Annotated in this window: 14 protein-coding genes; 8 read left to right on the forward strand and 6 right to left on the reverse strand. The window is 67.4% G+C overall.

All coding sequences use genetic code 11. The features are described 5' to 3' along the window. Nucleotides 1-23 precede the first annotated feature (23 nt). On the reverse strand, nt 24-1538 hold the full coding sequence (locus tag PFX98_RS14875) for a Ppx/GppA phosphatase family protein (RefSeq protein WP_285231279.1): 1515 nt from the start codon (nt 1536-1538) through the stop codon (nt 24-26). 142 nt (nt 1539-1680) lie between these two features. Between PFX98_RS14875 and PFX98_RS14880 the strand changes: the two genes are divergently transcribed. After that, on the forward strand, nt 1681-2451 hold the full coding sequence (locus PFX98_RS14880; RefSeq protein WP_285231280.1) for a ZIP family metal transporter: 771 nt from the start codon (nt 1681-1683) through the stop codon (nt 2449-2451). Between the two features lie 58 nt (nt 2452-2509). On the opposite strand, the gene PFX98_RS14885 is transcribed toward PFX98_RS14880, so the two are convergent. From PFX98_RS14885 to PFX98_RS14900, 4 genes are all read right to left on the reverse strand, one after another. Continuing rightward, nucleotides 2510-2944 carry a universal stress protein gene (locus PFX98_RS14885; RefSeq protein ID WP_285231281.1) on the reverse strand — a complete coding sequence of 145 codons (435 nt, stop codon included), beginning with the start codon at nt 2942-2944 and terminating at the stop codon, nt 2510-2512. Nucleotides 2945-3027: 83 nt separating this feature from the next. Then, entirely contained in the window at nt 3028-3876 is an 849-nt protein-coding gene (locus PFX98_RS14890; RefSeq protein WP_285235603.1) for a sulfurtransferase, read from the reverse strand. A 2-nt stretch (nt 3877-3878) separates the two neighbouring features. Further along, nucleotides 3879-4787: a DMT family transporter gene (locus PFX98_RS14895; RefSeq protein WP_285231282.1), complete on the reverse strand. Its 909-nt coding sequence runs from the start codon at nt 4785-4787 to the stop codon at nt 3879-3881. Nucleotides 4788-4869: 82 nt separating this feature from the next. Then, nucleotides 4870-5976: an aromatic ring-hydroxylating oxygenase subunit alpha gene (locus PFX98_RS14900; protein ID WP_285231283.1), complete on the reverse strand. Its 1107-nt coding sequence runs from the start codon at nt 5974-5976 to the stop codon at nt 4870-4872. 354 nt (nt 5977-6330) lie between these two features. On the opposite strand from PFX98_RS14900, the gene PFX98_RS14905 reads away from it, so the two are divergent. From PFX98_RS14905 to folE2, 4 genes are read left to right on the forward strand one after another with little or no spacing between them, the layout of a single operon-like run. After that, a complete protein-coding gene (locus tag PFX98_RS14905) occupies nt 6331-6570 on the forward strand; it encodes an exodeoxyribonuclease VII small subunit (RefSeq protein ID WP_425334609.1) in 240 nt (79 codons plus the stop codon). A 29-nt stretch (nt 6571-6599) separates the two neighbouring features. Beyond that, nucleotides 6600-7460, forward strand: coding sequence for a polyprenyl synthetase family protein (locus tag PFX98_RS14910; RefSeq protein ID WP_285235604.1), 861 nt, complete (start codon nt 6600-6602; stop codon nt 7458-7460). A 20-nt stretch (nt 7461-7480) separates the two neighbouring features. Continuing rightward, complete coding sequence (gene dxs / locus PFX98_RS14915) at nt 7481-9397, forward strand: 1-deoxy-D-xylulose-5-phosphate synthase (protein ID WP_285231285.1); 1917 nt, start codon at nt 7481-7483, stop codon at nt 9395-9397. A 45-nt stretch (nt 9398-9442) separates the two neighbouring features. Next, the gene (gene folE2 / locus PFX98_RS14920) at nt 9443-10237 is read left to right on the forward strand and encodes a GTP cyclohydrolase FolE2 (protein WP_285231286.1); all 795 of its coding nucleotides are present in this window, start codon (nt 9443-9445) and stop codon (nt 10235-10237) included. Here the strand turns inward: folE2 and PFX98_RS14925 are convergent, their stop codons facing one another. Next, nucleotides 10238-11146, reverse strand: coding sequence for a LysR family transcriptional regulator (locus tag PFX98_RS14925; protein ID WP_285231287.1), 909 nt, complete (start codon nt 11144-11146; stop codon nt 10238-10240). It lies immediately after the preceding gene. A gap of 80 nt (nt 11147-11226) precedes the next feature. Between PFX98_RS14925 and lysA the strand changes: the two genes are divergently transcribed. From lysA to ahpF, 3 genes are all read left to right on the forward strand, one after another. Beyond that, entirely contained in the window at nt 11227-12462 is a 1236-nt protein-coding gene (lysA, locus tag PFX98_RS14930; protein ID WP_425334701.1) for a diaminopimelate decarboxylase, read from the forward strand. Nucleotides 12463-12564: 102 nt separating this feature from the next. After that, complete coding sequence (ahpC, locus tag PFX98_RS14935) at nt 12565-13128, forward strand: alkyl hydroperoxide reductase subunit C (RefSeq protein ID WP_285231289.1); 564 nt, start codon at nt 12565-12567, stop codon at nt 13126-13128. A 143-nt stretch (nt 13129-13271) separates the two neighbouring features. Further along, nucleotides 13272-14825 (forward strand): alkyl hydroperoxide reductase subunit F, encoded by a 1554-nt coding sequence (ahpF, locus tag PFX98_RS14940; RefSeq protein WP_285231290.1) that lies wholly within the window; start codon nt 13272-13274, stop codon nt 14823-14825. Nucleotides 14826-14841 lie beyond the last annotated feature (16 nt).

Below are 14841 nucleotides of genomic sequence, written 5' to 3' on the forward strand. Positions count from 1 at the left end.
CCGGCTGATCGGCAGCCGACCGCTCAGGCCTGCAGCGTCAGCTCGACCAGCTCGAGCTTGGACCAGGCCTGCAGCTCTTCCTGCATCAGGTAGAAGGCGCGCGGCTGTGCCGCGGCCCAGTCCCGGTCCAGCTGCACCCGCACGCGCCGGCCCTGGCGCTGCAGGCGCATGGAGCCCTCGGCGATGGCGCCGCGCGCATGGGCATGGATGACGGCCAGGCGCAGCGCCAGCACCTGCCACAGCAGGGTCTCGTCGCCGAGCTGCGGTTCCAGCTTGCGCAGGCCGCCGCGCTGGCCCAGGGCCAGATCGCCCAGGCGCTTGAGCTGGTTCTGCGAGAAGCCGCTGGCATCCACATGGGCGAGCAGGTAGGCGGTGTGGCGGTGGTGGTCGTGGTGCGAGACCATCATGCCCAGCTCATGCAGGGCGGCGGCCCAGCCCAGCTCGCGCTGCAGCTCGCGCGGCGCGCGCGGCTGCAGCTGCTTGTAGAGCGCCAGGGCCAGGTCTTGCACGCGGCCGGCCTGCTCGCGGTCCACGCCGAAGCGCCGCTGTAGCTCGGCCACCGACTGGTCGCGCATGTCGCGGCCCTGGGCCAGCTGGGCGGCCTCCAGGCGTTCCGCCAGATCGAAGATCACGCCCTGGCGCAGCGCGCCCTTGGCGGGCTGCAGGCGCTCGATGCCGAACTGCGTCAGCAGGGTGTAGAGGATGCACAGGCCGCCACCCACCACGGCGCGGCGGTCTTCTTTCAGCCCTGGCAGCTTGAGCTTGTCCATATGGCCCACCGCGATGCATTGCTCGATGCACCAGCGCAGCGCCTCGGGGGTGATGCTGCCATCGGTGACGCCGGTGGCGGCGAGGATCTGCGCCACCGCGCCGACCGTGCCGGAGGAGCCCAGCGCCTCCACCCAGGCGGGCTGGGCGAGCGGGCGCGAGAACTGGCTCAGCGCCTCTTCCAGCTCGGCGCCGGCGGCCACCTGGGCGGCACGGAAGGCCTCGGCGCTGAAGCGGCCCTCGGGAAAGAAGCGCATCGACAGGCTGACGCTGCCGACCTGGAAGGACTCGGCCTTCAGCGGCACGCGGCCATGGCCCAGGATCATTTCGGTGGAGCGGCCGCCGATGTCGATCACCAGGCGCGGCGTCTGCGAAGGCTGCAGCCGCGCCACCCCCGCAAAGATCAGGCGCGCTTCCTCGCGGCCCGAGATCACCTCGATCGGATGGCCCAGCACCGCCTGGGCACGCGCCAGAAAGCTGTTGCGGTTGCGCGCCTCGCGCAGCGTCTGCGTGGCCACCGCACGCACCCGGCCGGGCTCGAAGCCCTGCAGACGCTGGGCAAAGCGGGCCAGGCAATCCAGGCCGCGCTGCATGGCCGCCTCGGTGAGCTCGCCGTTGGCGTCAAGACCTGCCCCCAGGCGCACCGTCTCCTTCAGGTATTCCTGGCGGCGGTAGTTGCTGCGGTTGAGCTGGGCAATCTCGAGCCTGAAGCTGTTGGAGCCCATGTCGATGGCGGCAAGGGCAGGGGGGGCGGTACGGGGCACGGTCATGGGCGGCGATTGTCGCTGCTGATTGCGTCAAATCACGCCGCCATGGGCGTCCTGCCACGAGGTCTTGACAGGTCTGCGAGAATCAAAGCCAACAAGTCTTCGCTGCCGGCGCACCATCGGGTGCGCCTTTTGTTTGCCATCCATGACCCTGCTCTATATCGTGCTCGCGACCCTGGCCGGCGGCCTGCTGTCGGTGCTCATCGCGGCCAGCCTGACGGTGGCGCTGCTGAGCCGCGTGGTCAAGCATCTGGTGAGCCTGTCGACCGGCGTGCTGCTGGCCACCGCGCTGCTGCATGTGCTGCCCGAGGCCTTCGAGAGCCAGGCCAGCCCGCACAGCCTGTTCCTGACGCTGCTGGGCGGCCTGATGTTCTTCTTCCTGCTGGAGAAGGCCGAGCTCTACCGCCATACCCACCACCACGAGGGCGACGGCCACCACCACCATCATCACTTCGACGAGGAGCAGGCCGGGCGCGGCGGCCTGGCGGTGCTGGTGGGCGACAGCATCCACAATTTCTGCGACGGCATCATCATCGCCGCGGCCTTTCTGGCCGACCAGCACCTGGGCTGGATCACCGCGCTGGCCATCATCGCGCACGAGATCCCGCAGGAGGTGGGCGACTACATCGTGCTGCTGAACGCCGGTTTCTCGCGCGCCAAGGCGCTGCTGTTCAATGCCATCTCGGGCCTGGCGGCGGTGGCCGGCGGGGTGCTGGGCTACTTCCTGGTGGGGCCCTGGGAGCAGCTGTTCCCCTATCTGCTGGTGGCGGCCTCGAGCAGCTTTGTCTATGTGGCGGTGGCCGATCTGATCCCGCAGTTGCAGCGCCGCCTGCCCTGGCGCGAAACCGCGCTGCAGCTGCTGTGGCTGGCTGTGGGCATGGGCATCGTGGTGCTGGCGGTGGGCGGCCAGCACTGAAAGAAAAAACGCCCCGGCCGCGAGGCACGGGGCGTTGGCGCGCGCGGGCGCTGAGGCGTCAGCGCACCACCAGCACCGGGATGGTGCTGTGGGTCAGCACCTTCTGGGTCTCGCTGCCGAGCAGCAGGGCCTGCACACCGCGACGGCCATGCGAGGCCATCACCACCAGGTCGCCGTCGACACGCTTGGCATGCTCGATGATGGCTTCCCAGGCGTGCAGGGCTTCGATGCTGTGGGCCTCGCAGGGCACGCCGCCGGCTTCGGCCGCGGCCAGCACGCTCTTCAGGCGGCTCTGGGCAATGCGCTCCTGGGCGTCGAAGAACTCCTGCGGCGGGGTCGGCTGCATCTCGGAGACTGCGCTGTAGGGGAAGGGTTCCTTGACGCTCACGGCATAGAGCTTGGCGCCATGCACCTTGGCCAGCGCCACGGCGGTGCTGATGGCGTTGCTGGTGATGTCCGAGCCGTCGGTCGGGACGATGATGCGTTTGAACATGGCGGTCCTCCTGTCTCAGGGTGGGGTTTTGATGCGTCCAGTGTGGCGCCCTGATCTTCCGCCCGCCTTGCGCTATGTCAAGGCTAGCCTTGCGCCACCGGTCGCGAGGGGTCGGACGACCATTCGCTCCACGAGCCCGGGTAGAGCTGCGAGCCCGCTAGCCCGGCTACTTCCATTGCCAGCAGGTTGTGACAGGCGGTGACGCCCGAGCCGCACTGGTGCACCACGGCCTCGGCCGCATAGGGCGCGAGCAGGGGGGCGAACTCGGCGCGCAGGGTGTCGGCGCTCTTGAAACAGCCGTCGGCCTGCAGGTTGTCCTTGAAGAAGCGGTTGCTGGCGCCGGGGATATGGCCGGCCCGTGCATCCAGCGGCTCGACCTCGCCGCGGAAGCGCTCGCCGGCGCGCGCGTCGATCAGGCGCACCCGGCCAAGCTGGGCTTGCAGGGCGGAGGCGTCCAGCGCGGGAGCCAAGGAATCGCCCGCCACGAAGTGGCCGGCCAACGCCGGCACGACGGGCGCCTCGGTGCCGAGCGCGCCGCCGCTGGCCAGCCAGGCCGCCTTGCCGCCGTCCAGCACCGCCACGGCCTCATGGCCCAGCCAGCGCAACATCCACCAGAGCCGGGCGGCGTACATGCCGCCCTGGGCGTCGTAGGCTACCACCTGGGTCTGGGGCGTCAGGCCCAGCGCGGCCATGCGTGCGGCAAAGGCGCCGCGCTCGGGCAGGGGGTGGCGGCCATTGCTTCCCGTCTTGGCGCCGCTCAGCTCGCGATCCAGGTGCAGATAGTGGGCGCCGGGCAGATGGCCCTCGGCATGGCTGCGCTCGCCGGCGCCGGTGTCGGCGAGGTCGAAGCTGGCGTCCACGATCAGCAAGACCTGACCCTGTGCTTGCAGGGCGCGCAGCTCGCTGGCGCTGATGAGTGTGCGGTAGGGCATGTTCATGATTCGCTCACGGAATGTTGGCTGTCGATCGGTGTGCTGCGGGTGCGCAGCAGGGTGGCGGCCAGGCCGGCGGCAATGATGAGGGCGATGCCCAGCAGGGCGCTGGCCCCCAGCGCATCCTTGAACAGCAGCACGCCGTAAAGGGCCGAGAACACGATGCCCAGGTATTGCAGGCTGGCGTTCACCAGGGTCTTGCCGCGCCCGTAGGCACGCGTCATCAGCCATTGTGCCGTGGTGGCCAGCAGGCCCACGGCGAGCAGCAGGGTCAGGCCTTGCGGATCGTGGCCATGCCAGTCGCCCTGGCCGCCCAGTTTCAGCGCCAGCGTGCTGATGCATCCCGCCAGCGCCCCGCCCAGCGAGAAGTAGAAGACGATGCGCACCTCGGGCTCGCCGGCCCGACCCAGCGCGGTGACCTGCAGATAGGCCATCGCCGAGAGCATGCCCGAGAGCAGGCCGGCGATGCCATGCCAGGCCTGCTGCTGATCAATGGTGGGGCGCAGCACCAGGGCCACGCCGGCAAAGCCCAGCAGCACCGCGGCAACCAGGCGGCCATCGATGCGGGCGCTGCCCAGCATCACCGCGCCGCCGATCAGGAACAGCGCCATCCACACCGAGGACATGTAGTTGAGCGTCATCGCGGTGGCGAGCGGCAGCTTGCCGATCGAGTAGAACCACAGCGAGAGCGCGATCACGCCCGAGAGGCTGCGCCAGAAATGCATCGCCGGCACCTGGGTGCGCAGGCTGATGCCCTGCTGCCAGGCCAGGCCCGCCATCACCAGGGTGCCGACCAGGCCGCGGTACATGACGATCTCGCCCGCGTCGTACTGGCCCGAGGCCAGCTTGACGCACACGCCCATGGAGGCGAACAAAAAGGTGGCAAGCACCATCATCAGGGAAGCGGGCATGGCCGGCATTCTCCACGCGGGCATGAAAAAACCGCCCGACCGATCTTTCGGTGGGGCGGTGTGTGGATGGCCTGCAAAGGCCTCAGAGCTGCATTTCGCGGCGGTACCACTCGTGGAAATGCTGCATGCCGTCCTCCATCGGGCTCTGGTAGGGCCCGACCTCGTTGTCGCCGCGCTCCATCAAGGCCTTGCGGCCCCAGTCCATGCGCAGCGCGATCTCGTCGTCCTCGATGCAGGTCTCCATATAGGCGGCCTGGTTGGCTTCGACGAACTCACGCTCGAAGGCGGCGATCTCCTCAGGGTAGTAGAACTCCACCACATTGGTGGTCTTCTGCGGGCCCTTGGGGAACAGCGTCGACACCACCAGCACATGCGGATACCACTCCACCATGATGTGCGGGTAGTAGGTCAGCCAGATCGCGCCCTGCTTGGGCGGCTCGCCGCCGCGGAACTGCAGCACCTGCTGGTGCCACTTGCTGTAGACCTCGGAGCCGGGCTTCTCGAGCGCCTTGTGGATGCCCACCGTCTGCACCGAGTGGTGCTTGCCGAATTCCCAGGCCAGATCGTCGCAGGTGACGAACTTGCCCAGTCCGGGGTGGAAGGGGCCGACGTGGTAGTCCTCCAGATAGACCTCGATGAAGGTCTTCCAGTTGTAGTCGCACTCGTGCACATGGATCTTGTCGAGCACATAGCCACTGAAGTCCAGCTCGGCGCGCGGGCCCACGGCCGCCAGTTCGGCCGCGATGTCGCGACCGTTGTCCTCGAACAGCAGGCCGTTCCAATCCCTGAGCTGGTAGCGGTTCAGGTTCAGGCAGGGGTCCTGCTCGAAATGCGGCGCGCCGACCAATTGGCCCTTCAAATCGTAGGTCCATCGGTGCAGCGGGCAGACCACATTGCTCTTGGTATTGCCGCGGCCACGCAGCATCACCGCCTGGCGGTGCCGGCAGACGTTGGAGATCAGCTCCAGGCCCTCGGGCGTGCGCACGATGGCGCGGCCCTCGCCCTCCTGGGGCAGTGCATAGAAGTCGCCTACCTCGGGCACGGCGAGCGCATGCCCCAGGTAGCGAGGCCCAGGCTGGAAGATCAGTTCCTGTTCCTTGCGGAACAGGCCCTCATCGAAATAGGAAGTGACAGGCAGCTGCGTCTTGCTGCGTTCAAGCGCCGAGAGAGGGATGCTCAGGTCGGACATGATCCAAGAGGGTCTCCAAGAAACCAATGTCAACCCCCCGAGTCCGTCGCGGTGGGGCGCCAATGAAGCTTGACGCCTGGGCGCGGAGCCGGGTTTGTGTCAAAAAGCCCGGCCAGAAGGTTGCTTCCAGGCCGGGCTCCCATACGCCGCGCCACCGTCGCAAGGGCGGTGGGCAGCGAGGGCGGGATTGTACCCATGCCGCGGCATTCCGGGCAGGGTCTCGGCAATGGCCGCCATCGCCATCCTCCCTGCGGGGGGTGTGGTGGGTGTGTGACAAGGTGTGGGTGCTCTAAGACCGGCCTTGCGCCGGTGACTACAATCCCGCTTTCGCATTTCGACATGAGCAAGCCTCCCATGCCCACCAGCAAAGCCGCTGCACCAGCGGCAGTTCCAGCCAGTTACGAGCTCGCGCTCGACGAGCTGGAGCGCCTGGTCGCATCCATGGAGGCCGGGGCATTGCCGCTGGATCAATTGCTGGACAGCTATCGCCGTGGCGCGGAGCTGCTGGGTTTTTGCCGCGCCCGCCTGCAGGCCGTGGAGCAACAGGTCAAGGTGCTGGAGGGTGGCGAGATGAAAACCTGGGAGGAGTCCTGAGCGTGGATGCAGGCGTATTTGAACAATGGATGCAGCGCGCTCTGCTGGCTTACGAGCGGGCGCTGGACGAATGGGTGCCTGCGGATGCGCCCGCCGGACTGGGCGAGGCGATGCGTTATGGCGTGCTGGGTGCCGGCAAGCGCCTGCGGCCGCTGCTGGTGCTGGCCGCCTGCGAGGCGGTCGACGGCGACGCCCCGGCCGCCCTGCGTGCCGGCACGGCGGTGGAGCTGATCCACGCCTACTCCCTGATCCATGACGATATGCCCTGCATGGACAACGACGTGCTGCGCCGTGGCAAGCCCACCGTGCATGTGCAATTCGGCGAGGCCCAGGCCATGCTGGCGGGCGACGCCATGCAGGCCCTGGCCTTCGAGGTTCTGACGCCGGAGGCCGGCATCGCGCCGGCCCTGCAGGCGCGCCTGTGCGCGCTGCTGGCGCGCGCCTCGGGCCATGCCGGCATGGCCGGCGGCCAGGCCATCGATCTGGCCAGCGTTGGCAAGGACCTGGACGAGGCCACGTTGCGCGACATGCACCGCCGCAAGACCGGCGTGCTGCTGCAGGGCAGCGTGCTGATGGGCGCCGCCTGTGGCGAGACCACGCCCGCGACCTGGGCCGCGCTGACCGACTATGGCGCCGCCATCGGCCTGGCCTTCCAGGTGGTGGACGACATCCTGGACGTGACCCAGGACTCCGCCGTGCTGGGCAAGACCGCCGGCAAGGACCAGGAGGCCAACAAGCCCACCTATGTGAGCCTGATGGGCCTGGACGGCGCGCGCCGCTACGCCGATGAACTGCGCGCGCAAGCCCATGCGGCGCTGGCGCGCTCGGGGCTCACCAACACCGCCTGGCTCAGCCTGCTGGCCGACCGCGTGGTGGACCGGGACAACTGACAGCTCGGGATGCATCGCACATGAATTTCTCGCTCCTGCGCACCATCAACAGCCCGGCCGATCTGCGCCGGCTGCCGCGCACCGATCTGGCCAAGCTGGCCGACGAGCTGCGCGCCTATGTGCTGGAGAGCGTCTCCAAGACCGGTGGCCACCTGGGCTCCAACCTGGGCGCGGTGGAACTGACTGTGGCGCTGCACTATGTGTTCAACACCCCGCATGACCGGCTGGTCTGGGATGTGGGCCACCAGACCTATCCGCACAAGGTGCTGACGGGCCGCCGCGAGGCCATGGCGGGCCTGCGCCAGCTGGGCGGCATCAGCGGCTTTCCGCGCCGCGACGAGAGCGAGTACGACACCTTCGGCACCGGCCATTCCTCCACCTCGATCTCGGCCGCCCATGGCATGGCCATGGCCGCCAAGCTCAAGGGCGAGCATCGCAAGGCCGTGGCCATCATCGGCGACGGCTCGATGACGGCGGGCATGGCCTTCGAGGCACTCAACAATGCCGGCGTCTCGCATGGCGGCCTGATGGGCGACGTGCTGGTGATACTGAACGACAACGACATGTCGATCAGCCCGCCGGTGGGCGCACTCAACAAGTATCTGGCGCGCCTGATGAGCGGCAAGTTCTACGGCGCCGCGCGCGAGGGCGCCAAGAGCGTGCTGAAGAACACGCCGCTGTACGAGTTTGCGCGCCGCTTCGAGGAGCACACCAAGGGCATGGTCGTGCCCGGCACCATCTTCGAGGAGTTCGGCTTCAACTATGTGGGCCCGATCGATGGCCATGACCTCGATGCGCTGATCCCCACGCTGGAGAACCTGCGCAGCCGCTCGGGCCCGCAGTTCCTGCATGTGGTGACCAAGAAGGGTCAGGGCTACAAGCTGGCCGAGGCCGATCCGGTCAAGTACCACGCCGCCTCGGGCAAGTTCGATCCGGCGGTGGGTTTCGTCAAGCCGGCCACGCCGCCCAAGCCCACCTTCACCCAGATCTTCGGTGACTGGCTGTGCGACATGGCCGAGGCCGACGCGCGCCTGGTGGGCATCACCCCCGCGATGCGCGAGGGTTCGGGCATGGTGGACTTCCACAAGCGCTTCCCGACCCGCTATCACGACGTCGGCATTGCCGAGCAGCATGCGGTGACCTTCGGCGCGGGCCTGGCCTGCGAGGGGCTGAAGCCGGTGGTGGCGATCTACTCCACCTTCCTGCAGCGCGCCTACGACCAGATGATCCACGATGTGGCGATCCAGAACCTGCCGGTGCTGTTCGCGCTCGATCGTGCCGGCCTGGTGGGTGCCGATGGTGCCACCCATGCCGGCAACTACGACATTGCCTACACGCGCTGCATTCCGAACATGGCCCTGCTGACGCCGGCGGACGAGAACGAATGCCGCCAGGCGCTCTACACCGGCTTCCAGCACGATGGCCCGGCCACGGTGCGCTATCCGCGCGGCGCTGGCGTGGGTGTGCCGGTGCAGAAGCAGATGACGGCCCTGCCATGGGGCAAGGGCGAAATGCGCCGCGAGAGCGGCCGCCTGCAGGGCCAGGGGCCGCGCATCGCCATCCTGGCCTTTGGCACCTTGCTCTACCCCTGCCTGCAGGCGGCCGAGCAGCTCGACGCCACGGTGGCGAATATGCGCTTCGTGAAGCCGCTGGACGACGCCCTGGTGGCCGAGTTGGCACGCACGCACGACGCCCTGGTGACGGTGGAAGACGGCTGCGTGATGGGCGGTGCCGGCAGCGCGGTGCTGGAGTCTCTGCAGGCCGCCGGCCTGAGCCTGCCGGTGCTGCAACTGGGCCTGCCCGATGTGTTCGTCGAACATGGCGATCCGGCCAAGCTGATGTCGCAATGCGGCCTGGACGCCGCGGGCATCGAGCAATCCATCTTCAAGCGCTTTGGCGGCCGTCCGACGCTGCTGCGCGCAGCCGCAAACCAGTAAGCCCCGACCGAGGCAAGGTTCCTCGGTTGGTGCGATGCTCCCCTTATGAATCAATTGACGAGCGCCCTGCACATTCCCGACACCCAAAGCGAGCGCGATGAGCGCCATCTGGTGATCCAGCGTGTCGGCGTCAAGGATGTGCGCTATCCCCTGCAGCTGCGCATCGCTGGCAAGGCGCAGCCCACGGTGGGCCAGTGGACCCTGGACGTGGCCCTGCCGGCGGAGAAGAAGGGCACGCATATGTCGCGCTTCGTGGCCTGGCTGGATGCCTTGCACGAGCCGCTGGACGCGGCCGGCCTGCGCGCATTGCATGCCCAGATGCTAGCCAAGCTGGAGGCGGTGGAGGGGCGCATCGAGGTGCGCTTTGCCTTCTTCCTGCGCAAGCGCGCGCCGGTCTCGGGCATCGAGAGCATGCTGGACTACCAGGGCGCGCTGATCTCCGAAACGCGGGCCGGCAAGACGACGGTGCGTGCCGAGGTGGCGGTGCCGGTGAAGAGCCTGTGCCCCTGCTCCAAGGAAATCTCGGACTACGGCGCCCACAACCAGCGCTCGCTGGTCACCATCAGCGCCGAGCTGAAGGACGATAGCCTGAGCTGGCAGGAGCTGGTGCGCTTTGCGGAAGAGAGCGCGTCCAGCGAGATCTGGCCCCTGCTCAAGCGCACCGACGAGAAGTGGATCACCGAGCACGCCTACGAGAACCCCAAGTTCGTCGAGGACCTGGTGCGCGACGTGGCGCTGCGCCTGAATGCCGAGCCGCGCATCGGTGCCTATGCGGTGGACGTCGAGAATTTCGAGTCCATACACAACCACTCGGCCTACGCCCGCATCGAGCGCCTCTGATCAGCCCGCTGACAAGCGCTCGGAAATGCGCTTGAGCGCCTGCTTCACAAGGTTCAGGTAGTCGGCCGTCAGCGCCTGTGCCGGCCGGTGTTCCGGCAGCAAGGCGTTCAGCTCGAAGGGCAGGGATACCGCAAAGCGCCGCCATTGCAGGCGCTCGTTGGCGCAGGCAAGTGCGGTGAGTGGGTTCACGATGGCCAGGCCCAGCCCCGCTTCGACCATGGCGCACACCGCCACCGCGCTGTGTGTTTGCAGCTGCATGCGGCGCTGCACACCCGCAGTGGCAAAGATGCGATCCAGTTCGATGCGGTAGGGGTCCTCGGCCGCCAGGCTGATGAAGCGCTCGCCCTCGAAGTCGGCCGGGCTCAGCACCGGCTTGGCCAGCAGGGCGTGACCCGCCGGCAGCACGCACAGCTCGTCCAGGCTGGTGAGCCGCTCCAGGCGCGTGCCGGCCACCGTCTGGCGCTGCTCGCTCAGGCCCAGGTCGAAGCGCTGGGCGCTCATCCACTCTTCCAGCAGCGGGGATTCCTGCGGCGTGATGCTCAGCTGGGCCGCGGGATGGTGCACCAGGAAGGCCGCGCTCACCGCCGGCAGCAGGGCATGGCCCAGGGCCGGCAGACAGAGGATGTTGAGCCGCTCCTGCTCGGCGCGCCCCAGTTCGTTGGCGCGGCTGATGACGCGCTCCAGGCCCTGGAAGGAGCGCTGCACCTCGTCAAACAGCTGCAGGGCCCGGGCCGTGGCCTTGAGCCGTCCGCGCTGGCGCTCGAACAGGGCATAGCCCAGCAATTGCTCCAGGCGCGCCAGCTCCCGGCTGATGGTCGGCTGCGAGCTGTGCAGCGCCGCCGCTGCCGCCGTGACGCTGCCGGCATGCATGACGGCACGGAACACCTCGATATGGCGGTGGCTGATCATGCTTAAACCATATCAGAAGTGGATCATCTTGCGAAACCAAAGCATTTGAATGAATGCAAGAGGGATGGCACGATGCCGCCATGCCTCAAGACCTGAACCCCTCCCTGCTGCGCTCGCTGGCCCAGCGCTTCGGCACCCCGCTGTGGGTGTACGACGCCGCGGTGATACGCGAGCGCATCGCCGCGCTGAAAGCCTTCGACACGGTGCGTTTTGCCCAGAAGGCCTGCTCCAACACCCATATCCTGAAGCTGATGCGCGAGCAGGGCGTCAAGGTCGATGCGGTCTCGCGTGGCGAGATCCTGCGGGCGCTGGCGGCCGGCTATCGGGCGGGTGGCGACGAGATCGTGTTCACCGCCGACCTGCTGGACCGCGAGACGCTGGCCACCGTGGTCGAGCACCGCGTGCCGGTAAACGCCGGTTCGATCGACATGCTGCGCCAGCTCGGTGCCATGTCCAAGGGCCACAAGGTCTGGCTGCGCATCAACCCCGGCTTCGGCCATGGCCACAGCAACAAGACCAATACCGGCGGCGAGCACAGCAAGCATGGCATCTGGCACAGCGAGCTCACCGAGGCGCTGGCCGTTATCAAGGACGAGGGCCTGCAGCTGGTGGGCCTGCACATGCACATTGGTTCGGGCGTGGACTACGGGCATCTGAGCCAGGTCTGCGGCGCCATGGTGGGCCTGGTGCGCCAGACCCAGGCAGCGGGCCATGACCTGCAGGCGATCTCGGCCGGCGGTGGCCTGTCGATCCCCTATCGCGATGGCGATGCCGGCATCGACACGGCCCATTACTTCGGCCTCTGGGATGCCGCCCGCCAGGAGGCCGAGGCCCTCTTGGGTCACAAGCTGCATCTGGAAATCGAGCCGGGCCGCTTCCTGGTGGCCGAGTCCGGTCTGCTGCTGGCCGAGGTGCGTGCTACCAAGAACGCCGGCAACAACCATTTCGTGCTGGTCGACGCCGGCTTCAACGAGCTGATGCGTCCGGCCATGTACGGCGCCTTCCATGCCATGAGCCTCCTGCCGCGCGATGGCAGCCCGCGCCCCAGCCGCCCCACCGTGGTGGCCGGGCCGCTGTGCGAATCGGGCGACGTGTTCACCCAGGAAGACGGCGGCGTGGTCGTGCCGCGTGAGCTGATGGCGGCCGAGGTCGGCGACCTGCTGGTGATCCACGACACCGGGGCCTATGGCGCCTCGATGTCCAGCAACTACAACAGCCGGCCCCTGATTGCCGAGGTGCTGGTCGATGGCGCGACCGAGGCGCGCCTGATCCGCCGCCGCCAGATGGTCGAGGAACTGCTGGCGCTGGAGGCCTGATAGGGAATTCCAATAAGGGTGATTTGATTAACCAAAACTAACGGCACGCTAGTGTCGATATAGTTCAGTCATTCCATCAACCACCCTAGCAAGGAACCCCCGATGTCCCTGATCAACACCCAAGTCCAGCCCTTCAAGACCGAGGCTTTTCACAACGGCAAGTTCATCACCGTCACCGAAGAGTCGCTGAAGGGCAAGTGGTCCGTGCTGATCTTCATGCCGGCTGCCTTCACCTTCAACTGCCCGACCGAAGTGGAAGACGCGGCCGACCATTACGCCGAATTCCAGAAGGCCGAGACCGAGGTCTACATCGTCACGACCGACACGCATTTCGCCCACAAGGTCTGGCACGAAACCTCGCCGGCCGTCAGCAAGGCCAAGTTCCCCCTGGTCGGCGACCCGACGCACCAGCTGACGAACGCCTTCGGCGTGCACATCCCCGAAGAAGGCCTGGCCCTGCGCGGCACCTTCGTGATCAACCCGGAAGGCGTGATCAAGACGGCCGAAGTGCACTCGAACGAGATCGCCCGTGACGTCAAGGAAACCCTGCGCAAGCTCAAGGCGGCCCAGTACACCGCCAAGAACCCTGGCCAGGTCTGCCCGGCCAAGTGGAACGAAGGTGCCAAGACCATCGCTCCCTCCCTCGATCTGGTCGGCAAGATCTAAACCATGATCGCCCTTGCTGCGAGCCCGGGAGGGCTTGCGGCAATCCCCCAAGAGCCGCGCAAGCGACTCTGAGAGCGCCTCGTCCAAGGGGGTGTTCCCAGAGTGGCTTATCCCGCCACGCCTGAACAAGGAGCCCTACCACCATGTTGGACGACACCCTCAAATCCCAGCTCAAGGCCTATCTCGAGCGCGTCACCGTCCCCTTCGAGATCGAAGCCTCGCTGGACGACAGCGACAGCGCCAGGGAACTGCTGGCCCTGCTGCAGGACATCGCCGCGATGTCCGACAAGATCAGCCTCAAGGCCGATGGCCAGGACCAGCGCCGCCCTTCCTTCAGCCTGAAGCGCCTGGACTCAGAGATGAGCCTGCGCTTTGCGGCGATCCCGCTGGGCCATGAGTTCACCTCCCTGGTGCTGGCCCTGCTGTGGACCGGCGGCCATCCGCCCAAGGTCGAGCAGGACGTCATTGATCAGATCAAGGGCCTGGACGGCGAGTACAGCTTCGAGGTCTATATGAGCCTCAGCTGCCACAACTGCCCGGACGTGGTGCAGGCGCTGAGCCTGATGTCCGTGCTCAACCCCAGGGTCAAGACGGTCGTCATCGACGGGGCGTTGTTCCAGGACGAGGTCAATGCCCGCGAGGTCATGGCCGTGCCCAGCGTCTACCTGAACGGCCAGCCCTTCGGCTCGGGTCGCATGACGGTGGAAGAGATCGTCGCCAAGCTCGACACCGGCGCCGCGGACAAGGACGCCGCCAAGCTCTCGGCCAAGGACCCCTTCGATGTGCTGGTGGTGGGGGGTGGCCCCGCCGGCGCTGCCGCGGCGGTGTACGCCGCCCGCAAGGGCATCCGCACGGCAATAGCGGCCGAGCGCTTCGGCGGCCAGGTCAACGACACGCTGGCGATCGAGAACTACATCTCGGTGCTGGAGACCGACGGCCCCAAGTTCGCGATGAGCCTGGAGGCGCACGTCAAGGCCTATGGCGTCGACGTGATGAACCTGCAGCGCGGCGACAAGCTGATCCCGGCCGCCACGCCCGGTGGCCTGGTCGAGGTGCAGCTGGCCAACGGCGGCACGCTCAAGAGCAGGACCGTGATCCTCTCCACCGGCGCGCGCTGGAGGAATGTGAACGTGCCCGGCGAGCAGGAGTACAAGAACAAGGGCGTGGCCTACTGCCCGCATTGCGACGGCCCGCTCTTCAAGGGCAAGCGCGTGGCGGTGATCGGCGGCGGCAACTCCGGCGTGGAAGCGGCCATCGACCTGGCCGGCCTCGTGAGCCATGTGACCCTGATCGAATTCGGCGAGGCCTTGCGTGCCGATGCGGTGCTGGTCAGCAAGCTCAAGAGCCTGCCCAACGTCAGCATCCACACGCAGGCCCAGACCACCGAGTTGACCGGCGATGGCCACAAGCTGAACGGCCTGAGCTACACCGACCGTGCCAGCGGCGAGTCGCGCCACATCGAGCTGGAAGGCGTGTTCGTGCAGATCGGCCTGGTGCCCAATACCGAGTGGCTGCGTGGCGTGGTGGAACTCTCCAAGCACGGCGAGATCATCGTCGACGCCAGGGGCCAGACCTCGGTGCCGGGCGTGTTCGCCGCCGGCGACGCCACCACCGTGCCCTTCAAGCAGATCATCATCGCCGCCGGCGATGGCGCGAAGGCGGCGCTGGGCGCCTTTGATTACCTGATGCGCACCTGATGCGCAACTAATGCCC

Origin of the sequence: Paucibacter sediminis (assembly GCF_030254645.1) — a bacterium.
GTDB lineage: Bacteria > Pseudomonadota > Gammaproteobacteria > Burkholderiales > Burkholderiaceae_C > Paucibacter_B > Paucibacter_B sediminis.

Excerpts from the sequence above, each read along its gene's own strand:
- PFX98_RS14905 (WP_425334609.1), top strand. The coding sequence starts at position 6,331 with ATGCCCACCAGCAAAGCCGCTGCACCAGCGGCAGTTCCAGCCAGTTAC.
- dxs (WP_285231285.1), top strand. The coding sequence starts at position 7,481 with ATGAATTTCTCGCTCCTGCGCACCATCAACAGCCCGGCCGATCTGCGC.
- lysA (WP_425334701.1), top strand. The coding sequence starts at position 11,227 with ATGCCTCAAGACCTGAACCCCTCCCTGCTGCGCTCGCTGGCCCAGCGC.
- PFX98_RS14910 (WP_285235604.1), top strand. The coding sequence starts at position 6,600 with ATGCAGCGCGCTCTGCTGGCTTACGAGCGGGCGCTGGACGAATGGGTG.
- PFX98_RS14890 (WP_285235603.1), bottom strand. The coding sequence starts at position 3,876 with ATGCCCTACCGCACACTCATCAGCGCCAGCGAGCTGCGCGCCCTGCAA.
- PFX98_RS14900 (WP_285231283.1), bottom strand. The coding sequence starts at position 5,976 with ATGTCCGACCTGAGCATCCCTCTCTCGGCGCTTGAACGCAGCAAGACG.
- PFX98_RS14880 (WP_285231280.1), top strand. The coding sequence starts at position 1,681 with ATGACCCTGCTCTATATCGTGCTCGCGACCCTGGCCGGCGGCCTGCTG.
- PFX98_RS14885 (WP_285231281.1), bottom strand. The coding sequence starts at position 2,944 with ATGTTCAAACGCATCATCGTCCCGACCGACGGCTCGGACATCACCAGC.
- folE2 (WP_285231286.1), top strand. The coding sequence starts at position 9,443 with ATGAATCAATTGACGAGCGCCCTGCACATTCCCGACACCCAAAGCGAG.
- PFX98_RS14925 (WP_285231287.1), bottom strand. The coding sequence starts at position 11,146 with ATGATCAGCCACCGCCATATCGAGGTGTTCCGTGCCGTCATGCATGCC.
- PFX98_RS14895 (WP_285231282.1), bottom strand. The coding sequence starts at position 4,787 with ATGCCCGCTTCCCTGATGATGGTGCTTGCCACCTTTTTGTTCGCCTCC.
- ahpC (WP_285231289.1), top strand. The coding sequence starts at position 12,565 with ATGTCCCTGATCAACACCCAAGTCCAGCCCTTCAAGACCGAGGCTTTT.
- PFX98_RS14875 (WP_285231279.1), bottom strand. The coding sequence starts at position 1,538 with ATGACCGTGCCCCGTACCGCCCCCCCTGCCCTTGCCGCCATCGACATG.
- ahpF (WP_285231290.1), top strand. The coding sequence starts at position 13,272 with ATGTTGGACGACACCCTCAAATCCCAGCTCAAGGCCTATCTCGAGCGC.